Source organism: Halalkalirubrum salinum, assembly GCF_005543295.1.
In the GTDB taxonomy this organism is placed as follows: domain Archaea; phylum Halobacteriota; class Halobacteria; order Halobacteriales; family Haloferacaceae; genus Halalkalirubrum; species Halalkalirubrum salinum.
In genome coordinates this window covers 1-12,821 of sequence record NZ_SRSG01000020.1, presented here as the reverse complement: position 1 = coordinate 12,821, position 12,821 = coordinate 1, and the positions used below count along the sequence as shown (strand labels likewise).

19 protein-coding genes and 2 tRNA genes are annotated in these 12,821 nt (G+C 59.3%); 4 read left to right on the top strand and 17 right to left on the bottom strand.

From position 1 onward, the window contains the following. Positions 1 to 4: 4 nt before the first annotated feature. The 14 genes from rpsB to E5K03_RS07900 all read right to left on the bottom strand — a co-directional run bounded on the left by rpsB (position 5) and on the right by E5K03_RS07900 (position 6,655). On the bottom strand, positions 5 to 817 hold the full coding sequence (gene rpsB / locus E5K03_RS07965) for a 30S ribosomal protein S2 (protein ID WP_138006217.1): 813 nt from the start codon (positions 815 to 817) through the stop codon (positions 5 to 7). Further along, on the bottom strand, positions 814 to 2,019 hold the full coding sequence (eno, locus tag E5K03_RS07960; protein WP_138006214.1) for a phosphopyruvate hydratase: 1,206 nt from the start codon (positions 2,017 to 2,019) through the stop codon (positions 814 to 816). Before eno ends, rpsB begins: the two co-directional genes overlap by 4 nt. Then, the gene (locus tag E5K03_RS07955; RefSeq protein ID WP_138006211.1) at positions 2,020 to 2,214 is read right to left on the bottom strand and encodes a DNA-directed RNA polymerase subunit K; all 195 of its coding nucleotides are present in this window, start codon (positions 2,212 to 2,214) and stop codon (positions 2,020 to 2,022) included. Then, positions 2,211 to 2,405, bottom strand: coding sequence for a DNA-directed RNA polymerase subunit N (locus E5K03_RS07950; protein WP_138006208.1), 195 nt, complete (start codon positions 2,403 to 2,405; stop codon positions 2,211 to 2,213). Before E5K03_RS07950 ends, E5K03_RS07955 begins: the two co-directional genes overlap by 4 nt. 12 nt (positions 2,406 to 2,417) lie before the next feature. After that, positions 2,418 to 2,816, bottom strand: coding sequence for a 30S ribosomal protein S9 (locus tag E5K03_RS07945; RefSeq protein ID WP_138006205.1), 399 nt, complete (start codon positions 2,814 to 2,816; stop codon positions 2,418 to 2,420). Beyond that, positions 2,810 to 3,247, bottom strand: coding sequence for a 50S ribosomal protein L13 (locus E5K03_RS07940; protein ID WP_137196065.1), 438 nt, complete (start codon positions 3,245 to 3,247; stop codon positions 2,810 to 2,812). The genes E5K03_RS07945 and E5K03_RS07940 overlap by 7 nt, the downstream gene beginning before the upstream one ends. Next, positions 3,244 to 3,600, bottom strand: coding sequence for a 50S ribosomal protein L18e (locus E5K03_RS07935; protein WP_138006202.1), 357 nt, complete (start codon positions 3,598 to 3,600; stop codon positions 3,244 to 3,246). The genes E5K03_RS07940 and E5K03_RS07935 overlap by 4 nt, the downstream gene beginning before the upstream one ends. 35 nt (positions 3,601 to 3,635) lie before the next feature. Further along, positions 3,636 to 3,720, bottom strand: a tRNA-Leu gene (locus E5K03_RS07930). Positions 3,721 to 3,926: 206 nt separating this feature from the next. Next, positions 3,927 to 4,676: a DNA-directed RNA polymerase subunit D gene (locus tag E5K03_RS07925; protein WP_138006199.1), complete on the bottom strand. Its 750-nt coding sequence runs from the start codon at positions 4,674 to 4,676 to the stop codon at positions 3,927 to 3,929. Positions 4,677 to 4,682: 6 nt separating this feature from the next. Continuing rightward, positions 4,683 to 5,072, bottom strand: a complete 390-nt coding sequence (locus tag E5K03_RS07920; RefSeq protein ID WP_138006197.1) for a 30S ribosomal protein S11 — start codon at positions 5,070 to 5,072, stop codon at positions 4,683 to 4,685. A gap of 6 nt (positions 5,073 to 5,078) precedes the next feature. Next, a complete protein-coding gene (locus E5K03_RS07915; protein ID WP_138006195.1) occupies positions 5,079 to 5,606 on the bottom strand; it encodes a 30S ribosomal protein S4 in 528 nt (175 codons plus the stop codon). Further along, the gene (locus E5K03_RS07910; protein ID WP_138006193.1) at positions 5,603 to 6,124 is read right to left on the bottom strand and encodes a 30S ribosomal protein S13; all 522 of its coding nucleotides are present in this window, start codon (positions 6,122 to 6,124) and stop codon (positions 5,603 to 5,605) included. The genes E5K03_RS07915 and E5K03_RS07910 overlap by 4 nt, the downstream gene beginning before the upstream one ends. A 20-nt stretch (positions 6,125 to 6,144) precedes the next feature. Further along, positions 6,145 to 6,229, bottom strand: a tRNA-Ser gene (locus E5K03_RS07905). A 240-nt stretch (positions 6,230 to 6,469) separates the two neighbouring features. Next, on the bottom strand, positions 6,470 to 6,655 hold the full coding sequence (locus E5K03_RS07900; RefSeq protein WP_138006191.1) for a hypothetical protein: 186 nt from the start codon (positions 6,653 to 6,655) through the stop codon (positions 6,470 to 6,472). A gap of 139 nt (positions 6,656 to 6,794) precedes the next feature. Here E5K03_RS07900 and E5K03_RS07895 point away from each other — a divergent pair, with 139 nt between their 5' ends. The 4 genes from E5K03_RS07895 to E5K03_RS07880 all read left to right on the top strand — a co-directional run bounded on the left by E5K03_RS07895 (position 6,795) and on the right by E5K03_RS07880 (position 9,411). Continuing rightward, a complete protein-coding gene (locus tag E5K03_RS07895) occupies positions 6,795 to 7,772 on the top strand; it encodes a Gfo/Idh/MocA family protein (protein WP_138006189.1) in 978 nt (325 codons plus the stop codon). A gap of 39 nt (positions 7,773 to 7,811) precedes the next feature. Then, positions 7,812 to 8,105, top strand: a complete 294-nt coding sequence (locus E5K03_RS07890; RefSeq protein WP_240729975.1) for a hypothetical protein — start codon at positions 7,812 to 7,814, stop codon at positions 8,103 to 8,105. A 97-nt stretch (positions 8,106 to 8,202) separates the two neighbouring features. Further along, the gene (locus E5K03_RS07885) at positions 8,203 to 8,448 is read left to right on the top strand and encodes a hypothetical protein (RefSeq protein ID WP_138006187.1); all 246 of its coding nucleotides are present in this window, start codon (positions 8,203 to 8,205) and stop codon (positions 8,446 to 8,448) included. Positions 8,449 to 8,529: 81 nt separating this feature from the next. Further along, complete coding sequence (locus E5K03_RS07880; RefSeq protein WP_138006185.1) at positions 8,530 to 9,411, top strand: homoserine kinase; 882 nt, start codon at positions 8,530 to 8,532, stop codon at positions 9,409 to 9,411. A gap of 35 nt (positions 9,412 to 9,446) precedes the next feature. Here E5K03_RS07880 and pdxS read toward each other — a convergent pair whose 3' ends face one another. The 3 genes from pdxS to E5K03_RS17175 form a co-directional block, all read right to left on the bottom strand. Beyond that, positions 9,447 to 10,355 (bottom strand): pyridoxal 5'-phosphate synthase lyase subunit PdxS, encoded by a 909-nt coding sequence (pdxS, locus tag E5K03_RS07875; protein ID WP_138006183.1) that lies wholly within the window; start codon positions 10,353 to 10,355, stop codon positions 9,447 to 9,449. A gap of 124 nt (positions 10,356 to 10,479) precedes the next feature. Continuing rightward, a complete protein-coding gene (locus E5K03_RS07870; RefSeq protein WP_171006637.1) occupies positions 10,480 to 11,934 on the bottom strand; it encodes a PAS domain S-box protein in 1,455 nt (484 codons plus the stop codon). A gap of 13 nt (positions 11,935 to 11,947) precedes the next feature. Beyond that, the gene (locus tag E5K03_RS17175) at positions 11,948 to 12,589 is read right to left on the bottom strand and encodes a hypothetical protein (protein WP_171006636.1); all 642 of its coding nucleotides are present in this window, start codon (positions 12,587 to 12,589) and stop codon (positions 11,948 to 11,950) included. Positions 12,590 to 12,821: the final 232 nt, after the last annotated feature.

Below are 12,821 nucleotides of genomic sequence, written 5' to 3'. Positions count from 1 at the left end.
CTGCCTACAGGTCTGCCTCGAAGTCTTCGAGGGCGTAGACCGTGCCTGCGTTGCGCCGATCGAGCGTCTCGTTGGCGAGCAGCCAGTAGACGACCGACAGCGCACGTCGACCCTTGTTGTTCGTCGGGATGACGAGGTCGACGTTCGACAGTTGGTTGTTCGAGTCACACATCGCAATGACCGGGATACCGACCGTGATCGCCTCTTTGACCGCCTGGGCGTCACCGATCGGGTCGGTCACAACGACGACGTCAGGCTCGATGTAGCCCGCGTAGTCGGGGTTCGTGAGCGTTCCGGGGATGAATCGGCCGGTCCGAGCGCGTGCGCCGATCGTCTCGGCGAACTTCTCGGCAGGGAACCGACCGTACTGCCGCGAGGAGGTAACGAGAATCTGTTCGGGATCGTAGTTCGCCAGGAAGTCCGCAGCCGTGCGGATCCGCGAGTCGGTTCGGCTCACGTCGAGCACGTAGAGGCCGTCGTCGCGGACGCGGTGGATGAACCGCTCCATGTCCTTCGTCTTCTGCTGGGTCCCGATGTGGACACCCGCCGAGAGGTAGTCTTCGACGGGGATCAACAGGTCTGCCTCGTCGTCCGGCATCACGTCTTCGTCGAACGTGGGGCCTGCGTCTGCTGCCTCGTCGTCGGCCTCCTCAGCCGTCTCTGGTTCGTCCGCAGCGGCGGCCTCGTCGGCTGCCGCTTCGGCGGGCGCTGCGTCTTCTGTAGCGTCCGGTTCCGTCTCAGCGGGAGCAGCCTCGTCGGCTGCGGCCTCCTCAACGTCATCGGGCGCGGTTTCGAGTTCGTTTTCGTTGTCCGTCATACTGCGTCTTCCGCGATTCTGATAAGTTCGTTCAGTTTGGCTGTGCGCTCGCCGCCGACCGTACCAGTCTTGATGAAGCCCGCGTCGGTCGCAACGGCGAGATGGGCGATCGTCGTGTCTTCGGTCTCTCCAGATCGGTGCGAGATAATCGTCTCGTAGCCGTTCCGAACCGCGAGTTCGATCGCGTCGAAGGCGTCAGTCAGCGTGCCGATCTGGTTCGGTTTGATCAAAATAGAGTTCGCTGCGCCCAGTTCGATCCCGTCGGAGAGTCGCTCAACGTTAGTGACGAACAGATCGTCACCACAGATCAGCGTCTGATCGCCAACGCGATCGGTCAACTCGGCGAACGCCTCGTAGTCGTTCTCGTCGAGTGGATCTTCGACGTACACAAGGTCGTACTCGTTGACGAGGTCAGCGACGTAGTCGATCTGTTCGGCCGTCGACTTCGTCTCCTCACCGTAGACGTACGCCTCAGCGTCGTCGTCGTACAACTCCGCGGCTGCAACGTCGAGCCCAAAGCCGATCTCGAAGCCGAGTTCGTCGGCCACGCGATCGGTGGCTTCTTCGACAATCTCGAACGCCTCTGCGTCCGAGACTGCTGGAGCCCACGCGCCCTCGTCGCCTTTTGCAGCGGGAATGCCTCGATCGTCGAGAATGTCGCCGACTGCGCCGTGGACCGCTGCATTCGCGAATACTGCTTCGGAGACGCTCGGTGCACCAACCGGCGCAGCGAGGAACTCCTGGATATGGGTTGCGTCCTTTGCGTGTTCGCCGCCGCCGATCACGTTCCCGAGGGGTGTCGGGAAGTTCTCGCCACGGAACGCACCGCCGAGATGTTGATACAGCGGCGCGCCGAGTACGTCTGCGCCCGCCTTCGCAGCGGCCATCGAGATCGCAACCGCACTGTTCGCGCCGATCTCAGAGAAGTTGTCGGTGCCGTCGGCCGCTCTGAGCGCCGCGTCAACTTCGCGTTGGTTGCCCGCGAAGGCCGTATCGACCAGCCGTGGGACGGCGTGCTCTCTGGCATTTGCGATCGCTTCCTCTGGCGGCAGTTCGATCGCTTCGTACTCGCCCGTTGATGCCCCTGAAGGGGCCGCCGCGCGGCCGAAGCCGCCCGACTCGGTGAGTACGTCTGCTTCGACAGTCGGGTTGCCCCGCGAATCGAGGATTCGGCGGAGCGAGACTGCGGTTATTTTGGTCATCTAGTTGCCCTCTCTGTTGAATTTGCCTTCCCTATTGACGGTGAACGGGAGTACATTCGCGTCGTACTCTTCGGCTGCAATGAGGATAGGTTCCGCTTGCTCGGTCTCGACGAGTACTGGCGCACCATAGGATATCTGGAGCGCTCTCGCGCCTAGAATGCGTGCTTTCTCGTATCGATTATAGTATCCTTTCATTGATACGGTGAGACGACGTCGACGAGATCGGTGTGCGATACCATCATCCGTCGGCAGCAATGCCGGGTGACGCCGAGGTCGTCAAGCACCGCTGCTGGGTCCTCATCGCCTTCGCGCGCACGAGCATCGAACTCCTCGTAGTGTTCGGAGATCACGTTGCCGCACGTGAAACACCGGACGGGTATCATCATAACTGGATCACCTCAGCGGTAGGATTTCTGGTAGCGTGCACGCGCTCCCGGCCCGCCCCACTTTTTGGGTTCGGACTGGCGAACGTCGTTGACGAGCAACGATCGATCGAACTCCATGTATGCCTCTCTGAGCTCGGCGTCTGCAAGATGCTCGACAAGCCCACGAGCGATCGCAGTCCGGGTCGCATCGGCCTGGCCGCTGAAGCCGCCGCCGCTGACCGAGACGTCGATGTCGACCTGATTTCGCAGATCGTCGCCAGCGATGCGGAACGGCTCAAGCATCTTGAGTCGTGCAATCTCTGGTTCGACCAGCTCGACCGGCTGGGAGTTGATACGCACTCGACCGTTCCCGTCGCGAACGGTTGCCCGTGCGACGGCAGTCTTCTTTTTACCGCTTGTGTTGGTTACCATGTGACGTTCGCACCCAGTTTCTCGGAGATCTCGCCGAGCGAGATGAATTTGATGTTCGACAGTCGATCCAACGAGGTACCCTCGAGCACCTCGCCGTCCTCGTCGTACGGGTTGCCGACGTAGACGCGGACGTTCGAAAGCGCCTCGCGGCCGCGTTTCGTCTTGTGCGGAAGCATCCCGCGAACCGCGCGCTTGAAGATCCGATCGGGGCGTTTCGGGTAGTACGGGCCGCGATCGGAGCCGATCTCCGCGCGCTTGCGGTAGGTCTCCATCGTGGATTCTTCGTTGCCCGTGATGACCGCGTGCTCGGCGTTGACGATCGCGACCGTCTCGCCGGCGAGCGCTCGTTGGGCGACCTCGCTTGCGACACGCCCGAGAATGCAGTCACGGGCGTCAACGACGAGGTCTGCGTCGAACTCTGCGAGGCTCATCGGATCACCCGCACGTTCGATCCCTCGGGGTTTTCATCTGTAAGCTGTTCAAGCGTCACCGCGTTGCCGACCTGTTCGATCTTCTTTCTGGCAGTGTTCGAAAAGTCGACCGCTGCGACGGTGACGTTCTTTTGGAGGACGCCGCTGCCCAGCACCTTGCCGGGTACAACGACAGTCTCGTCTTCCTGTGCGTATCGTTCGATGCGACCGAGGTTGACCTCGGCGTGCGTCCGCCGTGGCTTCTGCAGGCGATCGGCGACATCGGCCCATACGGGGGCATCCGATTCGCTCGAAACCGTCTGCAGCTCGGCGATGAGACGCTGCAGTCTCGGATTTGTTTTGTTGCTACTCATGATGTGTAACCTCTAGTAATCTGAAAATAACGGAGTGCAGGGAGCAGGATTTGAACCTGCGGACCCCTATGGGACAGCGCCCTGAACGCTGCGCCGTTGGCCAGACTTGGCTATCCCTGCACGCACTCCGTGATACCGCGCGCCCCGTAAAACCACTTTCGGTCCACCCGTGATCGGCCTGCCGGCTCGGGGCTCCGAGCGCTGCCGACCGTCGACGCGCGTCCGATCGGCGGCACGGCTCAGGGAGCCTGCGAGCCGCCTTGACGCGTGAGTGGATCGAATGGGGCATAGTGGTGTTCTGTGTGCTGTATGTTGTGTTTCGTTTCTTAGACCGATACCGCGTCTTTCAGCTCCGCGGCGCGATCGCCGATCGACTCGGCGGCCCGGTCGACCAGTTCCTCGACCGACAGCGATCCGTCGGTCTCCACGTGGAAGACAAACGCACCGGGGACGTCGGTCACCGATACCTCCTTTCCGGGGTAGCGGTTCGTGAGGTCGTTGTCGAACTCGTCGGTTGCGACGAGTTCGCCGTCTTCGGTCTCGATGACCCCACGGAGGATGTGTGGTTCCTCCTCGTCAAACTCGCCGCGATCACCGATAACCTCCACTCGCTGGAGATGTCGGTAACCCACCGACACACCACCCTGGTGTTTGGCGTGTTCTTTCCCGCGATCGAGCACGGCGTCGGCCTCGAATTCGAGGCGTTGGCCCTGATTGAGCTTGATAATCGGGATATTTTTGTCGGCGGGTTCGACCAGCCCGTCCGAAGTCGTGATGTCTCCGGAGTACGCGGTCGCCGGTCCCTCGACATCGAGCGCGACCGTGACCGTCTCGCCGATCTCGTAGTCCGCAAGCGGCGTTGTTAGCGGGATGAGGCCCAGTCGGAGGGCGATCATCTCGTCGAACATGACCGAGGAGTTCTCGATGAACCGGACCGTGTCGATCGACAGGGTCGGGACGTCCGCGATCATCGCGCGACGGATCCCGTTAGCGAACGCGGGGGTCAACCCGTGGACGAGGAACCGTGCGCTCCTGTCGTCGCGTTCGATGAACTCGACGTCGAATTCGGCACTCATCTGTCGTTATACCCGTTTATTTTTCGGCGCTCGAGTCCCGTCGTGTGGGATCGGCGTCACGTCTTCGATGCGGCCAATTTCGAGCCCCGCGCGTGCGAGCGCTCGGATCGTCGCCTGTGCGCCGGGGCCGGGAGACTTGTTTCCGTTACCGCCAGGGCCGCGAACGCGGACGTGGATCCCAGAGATGCCGGCCTCTTTGACCTGCTCGGCGACGGACTCAGCCATCTGCATGGCTGCGTACGGCGACGCCTCGTCTCGGTTTTGCTTCACCACAGAGCCGCCAGAGGACTTGACGATCGTCTCGGCGCCCGTCTGATCGGTGATCGTGATGAGGGTGTTATTAAACGACGCGTACACGTGGGCAATTCCCCACTTGTCGTCGGCTGATTCGCTCATTGGTAGTTACTCCTGTGCCTCCGCGCGCTCGGGATGGAGGTCATCCGAGAGCGGGCTTGTTTCGTCGAACACGACGGTCGATTCTTCACCGACCTCGACCTTGCGGGCCGGGGTCGTCGCACGGGCGCCGTCGATCGTGACGTGACCGTGTGTGATGAATTGTCGGGCCTGCTTCGGGGTGCTGCCCAGTCCCTTGCGGTACGCAATGGTCTGGAGGCGGCGTTCGAGCAGATCAGTTACATCGAGCGACAGGACCTCGTTGATCTCGTCGTTCTCGCCGAGGATTCCGTAGCGGCGAAGTCGCGAGAGGAACCCCGCGCCTTCCTCTGCAGCCACGTCAATGTCGCCCTGGGCGTCGCCGATAAGTCGGCGAGCCTCTCGGCGCATACGCCGAAGCTCCGACTGTTCGCGCCACAGCTCTTCTTTATTTTTGAGCCCGTAGCGGCCGAGCAGTCCGCTCTCTTCGGCGATTCGCTCGCCCTGGAACGGATGGTTCGGCGTCTCGTAGTTCTTTGTGTTGTTGCCGGTGGTCATTCGTCGTCACCCGCAGCCTCTTCGGCCTGTTCTTCGCGGATCTCTTCGACATTGACACCGATCGTCCCCTCGGTCCGGCCTGTGGACTTCGTTCGCTGTCCACGGACCTTCTGTCCGCGCTGGTGGCGGACCCCTTTGTAGGAGTTGATCATCTGCATTCGGTTGATGTCTTGTGTGCGTTGCTGGTTGAGATCGGAGCCGACGACGTGGTCGTCTTCGCCGGTGTAAAAGTCCTTCTGGCGGTTCACCATCCACGATGGGACGTGTTCCGAGAAGTTCTCAACGACGTCGACGACCGCGTCGATCTCGTCTTCGTCGAGGAGCCCGAACGTCGCCGTTCGGTCGACACCGGCGGTTTCGGCGACGATTCGCGCCGTCCGCTGGCCGATCCCGTTCATCTCCGTGAGACTGCGCTCGACCGTCTTCGTCCCGTCGAGATCGGTTGTCCCGATCCGAACGAAGTAACGGAGGTCCTCGTCCTCCTCCGGCGAGCCGTCTTGTGGTTCTTCTGCACTCATAGCTAGTTTGTTGATGCGAGCGTTGCGGCGGGGATTCGAACCCCGGGGGCATTACGCCACTGAGTTAGCAACCCAGCGCCTTGGGCCAGGCTTGGCTACCGCAACACGCGGTTTGTATCGTCGCCCTCTCGGACTCGGGACACGCCGCCCCTACAGTATCTGCACTCATAGGTGCTCGTCTGCGTTACTTAACTGTCACGGAAGGCAGTCGGCCTGCGATCAGCTCGCATGCATCCAGCCGACGCACCGCACAGTCCCACATAGTCTCACATTTGCGACGTCCCTCGGTCGACTCACCGCTTGAGATACGAAAGATCGCTCACCGCTTGAGATACGAAAGATCGCTCACCGCTTGAGATACGAAAGATCGCGACTCAGATCGTACCCTTTCGGCACGCCGATCACGCCGAGACAGTCGTGACACAGCGGCTTGACGATCGAGACACCCTTCTCGATCGCAACCGCATCGTCCAGAGAGATGTATTCGTCACATCGGCTGCACCTGATCTGGTTGTCGTCCGTTATGTCCACACTCGATGTCACGTGAGCGTGTAAATAAGCGTTTCAGTCAGTGTGCGCAAACCATGCACGATCGCCGGGGTGAGTGGCCGATCGATCGCCGGGGTGAGTGGCCGATCGTATTATCCCGTGACGATCGGTTGGTTTTGTTATGGAGTTTGGAATCCTCAGTACGGCTGGAATTGGACAAAAAGCAGTCCTGCCGGCGATCGAATCGAGCGACCACCGCGTCGGTGCGATCGCATCGCGAAATCTCGACCGAGCAAGGGAGGTTGCCGCGCCGTTTTCGATTCCGCGATACTACGGCAGCTACGAGGCGTTGTTCGAGGACGACGAGATCGATGCCGTCTACATCCCGGTGCCGAACGCACTACACGCCCAGTGGACGAAGCGTGCGGCTGACGCCGGCTTGCACGTCCTCTGTGAGAAGCCGCTTGCGAGCGACGCAAACGAGGCACGCGAGGTTGTCGAGCACTGTGCCGATCGCGGGATAACGGTCATGGTGGCGTTCATGTATCGATATCACCCTCGAACCGAACGAGCGATCGAGATCGCTGCTTCGGCGCTCTCGGACGTGCGATCTGTGTCAGCATCGTTTCAGTTTCCGCTCTTTGGTGATCCCGAGGACATCCGATTGAACCCAGCGCTGGCCGGCGGCTCACTCATGGACGTGGGCTGTTACGCCGTTTCGGCTGCAAGACGGTTCCTCGGCGAGCCCGATCGCGTGTACGCACACGCAGACGACTCACGGGAGACGGGCGTCGATACCTCCCTTACTGGAATTCTCGAGTACGACGACGGTTCGACCGCACAGATTGCGTCGAGCTTTGACACGCCATTGATCCAGCGATACCGCGTGGAGGGATCGAACGGCTGGCTCGAAGTTACAGATGCCTTCGATGCCCCAACGGACGACTCACTAGAGTTGACCTACGAGGTCGACGGAGAGCGAAACGTCGAAACGTTCGATCCGATCGATCAGTATCGGCTCGAAGTCGAACACCTCGCAGAATGTGTTGACGCAGGTGTACCGCCGCGGACCGATGGCACAGAAGCGATCGCAAACATGCGCGTTATTGACGCACTCTATGAAAGTGCTGCCAGCGGCGCGCCCGTTTCGCTCGATTGAACCGAACCATTGAGATGGCTTCAAGCCGTACAGATTGTCATGGGCGAAACAAGTCTCCGTGAATTTCTCAAGTCCGATCGGCTGCTGTTGGCGCTGGTATTGCTGGCCGGCGTCGGCGGCTCGGGTGTTGCCCGCTGGGCGTTTGGCCAGGCCGGATTCGATATTCTTGGCTCTGTTGTCTTCGTGGCCGGCTACGGGACCATGGTATTCGTGTTGTGGTTTGGGTGGCTCAGACACATCGACATCCGCGGACCCGAGGGTCGTGACTCACCGGATACTGTTGAGTCGTCCGGACTGTACGAACACGATCGCGACGGCGGGTCCGATCGATAGCTGTTGTTTGCGTCGATCTCTGTCCGATCGATAGCGGGCGCGTGCGCCGAAGAACGGAACTTTAATGCGCGTTTCACCGCCATCTACCGGTACGAGAATGCTGCCCCTACAGTTCATCGACGAAATCCTGATTGATTACACCCTCGCGGAAGTGCTCTTGATCACGTTCGTAGTGGCCGTGCTGGCGACGCTCCCGTTGAAATCCGTCCGGATCATCGGCCTCGTCGTGACGACCTTCGGTGCGGTGTTCATGCTGTCGCCGACGATGCCGGACTACATGTTGCTCCTTGGTGTCGGCCTGATCGTCGTCGGGCCGATGGTATTCGTCACGGGGCGGAACTGAATATAACGGGAGATCTCAAACCGCTTCAATCGGTGGATTCGCTTCGCTACCTTTTTTAATCGACTGCCGTTACCGATGTGCATGGTTACCGTTCGAGCGCCGGCGACAAGCGCAAACCTCGGCAGCGGTTTCGACGTGTTCGGCGTCGCGCTCGATCGACCCGCAGACATCGTCCGCGTGGAGAAAGCAGCGGAGACGACAATCGACATAACGGGCGTCGGAAGCCAGTTTATCCCCGAGGATCCAAAAAAGAACACCGTGGGTGCAGTCGTCGAAGCGCTGTCCGCGCCAGCACACATCGAGATCGACAAGGGAATCAGACCTGCCTCGGGGCTGGGTTCCTCCGCAGCGAGCGCCGCGGCCGCGGCCGTGGGACTCAACGAACTGTACGATCGCGGCCTCACTCGCGAAGAGTTGGTTCCAATCGCCGCCGAGGGCGAAGCCGTTGTCTCCGGGGCAGCACACGCCGACAACGTCGCCCCATCGATTCTCGGAGGATTCACCATCGCAACCGCAAACGGCGTCCGCTCGATCGACACGTCGATCCCACTCGTCGCCTGCCTGCCCGATATTGCGGTCTCGACGCGGGATGCTCGCCGTGTTGTTCCAGAGAGTGCGTCGATCGAAGAACTCGTTGAAACGGTGGGCAACGCAGCAACACTCACCGCCGGGATGTGCCGAGATGATCCAGAACTGGTCGGTGCCGGCATGGACGACCCAATTATCACACCGGCGCGGGCCTCACTTATCACCGGCTACGAAGACGTCCGATCGGCCGCATTCAACGCGGGTGCGATTGGCGTCACTGTCAGCGGGGCCGGTCCAACAGTGATCGCGGCGTGTCATGCGCGCGATCAGCGTGCGATCGCCGCCGCGATGCTCGAGACATTTGCGACCCACGACGTCGATTCGCGGGCCTATCGTGTGCGCGTCGGTGAAGGAGCGACAATACTCGATCAGTAGCTGTCGTCGAAATAAAAATACGTTGTCGGTGTGTCCTATACGCCGCGACTCTGGAGCTTTTCTTCTTCCGGGAGATCGACGTTGGATTGGCCTTTCATCCCCTTACCGACGCCGGTGGCGATGTCCGCGAGCGCGTCTGGATCGTCCCAGTTGTTGACAGCCTCGACAATTGCCGTGCCCATCGTCTCCGGGTCCTCTGCCCCGAAGATACCAGAGCCAACAAAGATCCCGTCACAGCCGTGGTGCATCATCAACGCCGCGTCTGCAGGGGTCGCGATTCCGCCCGCGGCGAAGTTCACGACAGGAAGTCGGCCGAGTTCGGCGGCTTCGTGAACGAGTTCGCGTGGTGCGCCGTGTTCTCTGGCCCACTTTTCGCGCTCCTGGAAATCAAGCCCCTCGATCGTCCGGATCTGGTTCATCATCGTCCGCTGGTGGTGAACCGCCTGGTTCACGTCGCCAGTGCCCGCTTCACCTTTCGTGCGGATCATTGCCGCACCCTCATGGATACGTCGAAGCGCTTCAGGGAGGTTTCGCGCCCCACAAACGAACGGCGCAGTGAACTCGCGTTTGTCGATGTGGAAGGCATCATCGGCCGGCGTGAGCACTTCGGACTCGTCGATCATGTCAACACCAAGTGATTGGAGTATTTGTGCCTCAGTGTGGTGGCCGATTCGGGCCTTGCCCATTACTGGCAGGGACACCTCTTCGATGATCTCTGTCACATTCGTCGGATCAGGCATTCGAGCAACGCCGCCGCGTTTCCGGATGTCGGCCGGAACAGCCTCTAGGGCCATCACCGCAACCGCACCCGTGTCCTCGGCAATACGTGCTTGCTCGCGTGTGACGACATCCATGATGACGCCGCCTTTCTGCATCTGTGCGAACCCCCGTTTGACAAGTTCGGTGCCCCGCTTGAGCTCCGAAATGTCGGTCGCTTCGACCATACAACTGGTTGGTTTTGGAGCCATTAACGGGTTTCGCCCGCGGCCATTCACAAGTGATCGAGATGCCGATGAATATTCATCGGTGAACTGCCTGAAGGCATAATTCTGAGGCACGCGGCCTGCTTTATTTGTAAACGGATGACACGAACTCGACACCCGCAATATCGAACCGTGCGCCGCCAGCATCACTCTCACCAACGTCGATTTCCCAACCGTGTGCGAGTAGAACTTGTTTGACGATTGGGAGTCCAAATCCAGTATTATCAACAGCGGTTGTATACCCCGTCTCGAAGATCACTTCACGGTCTTCTTCAGGGATTCCCGGCCCATCATCGGCGACATATATTCCTTCGTTGGTTGTTCCGACCGAGACGGTCACGTCACTACCCGAGTGTTCGACGGCATTTCGAAAGAGGTTCTCGAAGACTCGCTGGAGCCGATCTGGGTCCGCAGTAAATTCTCGGGAGTTGTCGATATGAAGCTCCGCGCCGTTTGTGTTAACCATGTCCCACGCGGCAGTACAGACGTCCGTAAGCGAGATTCGATCGGAATCAGTAACGTCAGTCCCTTGCTCGACTAACGCTATCGTCTGATCAATCAGTCCCTCAATCCGGCTGATCGATCGATCAACTTTCTGGAGGAGTTCGTCGTCTCCGGTTTCGTCGTATAGTACAAGTGAGTTCGAAGCGACGCTCAGCGGACTCTTGATGTCGTGAGAGATCGCCCGTTTCATATCTTCGAGCTGTTCATTTCGTTGTCTCAACGCCTGTTCTTGTTCCTTGAGATCCGAAATATCACGACTGTTGATAACGAATCCCTGAATACACTCGTCGGTAAGCATATTGCGTCCACGAGATTGTAATACCGGCCACTCACCATCGGGATCATTAAATCGAAACTCGACGGTCGGTTGAATCTCCGGATTTTCTACCGCGGCGAAAAACTTCTCCATCGCCTCTTGTCTGTCGTCTGGGTGAGCGTAATCAAACACCCACTCTCCGAGGAGTTCGCTCGGTGGGTAACCGAGAATCCGCTCAGCTGATGGCGAGACATATTCGAACGCCCCACTTTCGCCGACGATCGAGATGACGTCCGTGGAGTTTTCTACCAATCGGCTAAAACGGCGCTCAGACCGCTTTACCGTCTCGGTCGCTCGATGCTTTTCAACGGCGTTGAGCAGCCGATTCGCCAGCACTGAGTACTGGCTTGCACCCGTTTCCTTCTGGAGATAATCGGTGACACCCTTCGAAATCGCCTCGCTCGCAATCTCTTCAGACCCTTTGCCGGTGAATAAAATGAATGGGATATCCGGGTACTCTGTACGAACTCGTTCAAGAAAATCGAGCCCATTGAGCCGGCCCATGTCGTAGTCACTAACGATCGCATCGAAGTCGATCTCTTCGATACGATCAAGCGCCGCAGCGACGGTCGTCTCGACGGTTGTCTCGAACGCACCCTGTTCGCGCTCGAGGAACGTCGCAGTTAGGTCTGCAAGGTCGCGATCGTCGTCGACAACGAGCGTTTTGATCTGTGAAGCCCTAATCTCGTCTTCGATGAGATACGACAAATCACCGTTCATTTGAGGAGTACTCTCAGTTTTGCTCATGAGTTTGCTTGCGAAGGATACACTCGTAGTACGGAACCATGACTCGTTTGGCCTGTATCCAGTGTTCGCTCGTGTGCATGTCGTGTAACTCGATCGCGAGCGCGTAGCGAGCGGCCTCCGGTCCAAATCCGGACTGGCCGTGCTTTGGCTTGTCCGGATACGTGTCATTTCCGATCGCTGCACGGATTTCATGGACCTGTGCGCGCTGCATGGGTGTCCAGTAATCACCCCCTGTCTTGTGTCGCTTCCACGCGATCGTGCTCTGTTCGGCATACGCCGGGTCCATCCCAACGACAGCTGCCCGTGCACGGAATCGCTCTGCGACTGGACTCCAGTCAGACGCCTTGAGGGAGTCTGTATTCAAAGAACCCTGCTGAAGCGAACGAAGCTCAACGGTATCTTTCTCCCAGAGCGCGTCGACGTACGCCGTCGCGGCTAATCGCGCCTTGTCCGCAGACAGATGTTGAAACTGCCACGCATCAACTGTCGTAAACGCCTCAATCGCTTCCTCGCGTTTTCCCCGATCGTGAGCGACAAACCCCCGGCACATCAGGTCAGCCAGCTCCCTGGCCGTCTCCCGAACGGCGCCAGATGTGGCTTCTCCCCTCGTCTCCCCGTGATGCATCATCATGTCACACATCGAAGCTAGTAGATAAAAACATTGGTGTCAATATAATAATAACACATGGATGAGTTGGGATTTGCCTCTCATATACTGATACTCAATTGAGGAATATATCACTATACAGTACACTCACAACATCTGGCACTGTCTAGTTTAGGGAGTTTGAGAAGCGAGCAGGTCGTAGTGAGTGGTGGTTATGCAACTCGAAGACCTGCTCAGAGAAACGTTAGACATC

What these genes read in the sequence shown, in the direction of transcription:
- rpsB (WP_138006217.1), bottom strand. Translation starts at nt 817, where the DNA reads ATGACGGACAACGAAAACGAACTCGAAACCGCGCCCGATGACGTTGAG.
- eno (WP_138006214.1), bottom strand. Translation starts at nt 2,019, where the DNA reads ATGACCAAAATAACCGCAGTCTCGCTCCGCCGAATCCTCGATTCGCGG.
- E5K03_RS07955 (WP_138006211.1), bottom strand. Translation starts at nt 2,214, where the DNA reads ATGAAAGGATACTATAATCGATACGAGAAAGCACGCATTCTAGGCGCG.
- E5K03_RS07950 (WP_138006208.1), bottom strand. Translation starts at nt 2,405, where the DNA reads ATGATGATACCCGTCCGGTGTTTCACGTGCGGCAACGTGATCTCCGAA.
- E5K03_RS07945 (WP_138006205.1), bottom strand. Translation starts at nt 2,816, where the DNA reads ATGGTAACCAACACAAGCGGTAAAAAGAAGACTGCCGTCGCACGGGCA.
- E5K03_RS07940 (WP_137196065.1), bottom strand. Translation starts at nt 3,247, where the DNA reads ATGAGCCTCGCAGAGTTCGACGCAGACCTCGTCGTTGACGCCCGTGAC.
- E5K03_RS07935 (WP_138006202.1), bottom strand. Translation starts at nt 3,600, where the DNA reads ATGAGTAGCAACAAAACAAATCCGAGACTGCAGCGTCTCATCGCCGAG.
- E5K03_RS07925 (WP_138006199.1), bottom strand. Translation starts at nt 4,676, where the DNA reads ATGAGTGCCGAATTCGACGTCGAGTTCATCGAACGCGACGACAGGAGC.
- E5K03_RS07920 (WP_138006197.1), bottom strand. Translation starts at nt 5,072, where the DNA reads ATGAGCGAATCAGCCGACGACAAGTGGGGAATTGCCCACGTGTACGCG.
- E5K03_RS07915 (WP_138006195.1), bottom strand. Translation starts at nt 5,606, where the DNA reads ATGACCACCGGCAACAACACAAAGAACTACGAGACGCCGAACCATCCG.
- E5K03_RS07910 (WP_138006193.1), bottom strand. Translation starts at nt 6,124, where the DNA reads ATGAGTGCAGAAGAACCACAAGACGGCTCGCCGGAGGAGGACGAGGAC.
- E5K03_RS07895 (WP_138006189.1), top strand. Translation starts at nt 6,795, where the DNA reads ATGGAGTTTGGAATCCTCAGTACGGCTGGAATTGGACAAAAAGCAGTC.
- E5K03_RS07890 (WP_240729975.1), top strand. Translation starts at nt 7,812, where the DNA reads ATGGGCGAAACAAGTCTCCGTGAATTTCTCAAGTCCGATCGGCTGCTG.
- E5K03_RS07885 (WP_138006187.1), top strand. Translation starts at nt 8,203, where the DNA reads ATGCTGCCCCTACAGTTCATCGACGAAATCCTGATTGATTACACCCTC.
- E5K03_RS07880 (WP_138006185.1), top strand. Translation starts at nt 8,530, where the DNA reads ATGGTTACCGTTCGAGCGCCGGCGACAAGCGCAAACCTCGGCAGCGGT.
- pdxS (WP_138006183.1), bottom strand. Translation starts at nt 10,355, where the DNA reads ATGGTCGAAGCGACCGACATTTCGGAGCTCAAGCGGGGCACCGAACTT.
- E5K03_RS07870 (WP_171006637.1), bottom strand. Translation starts at nt 11,934, where the DNA reads ATGAACGGTGATTTGTCGTATCTCATCGAAGACGAGATTAGGGCTTCA.
- E5K03_RS17175 (WP_171006636.1), bottom strand. Translation starts at nt 12,589, where the DNA reads ATGATGCATCACGGGGAGACGAGGGGAGAAGCCACATCTGGCGCCGTT.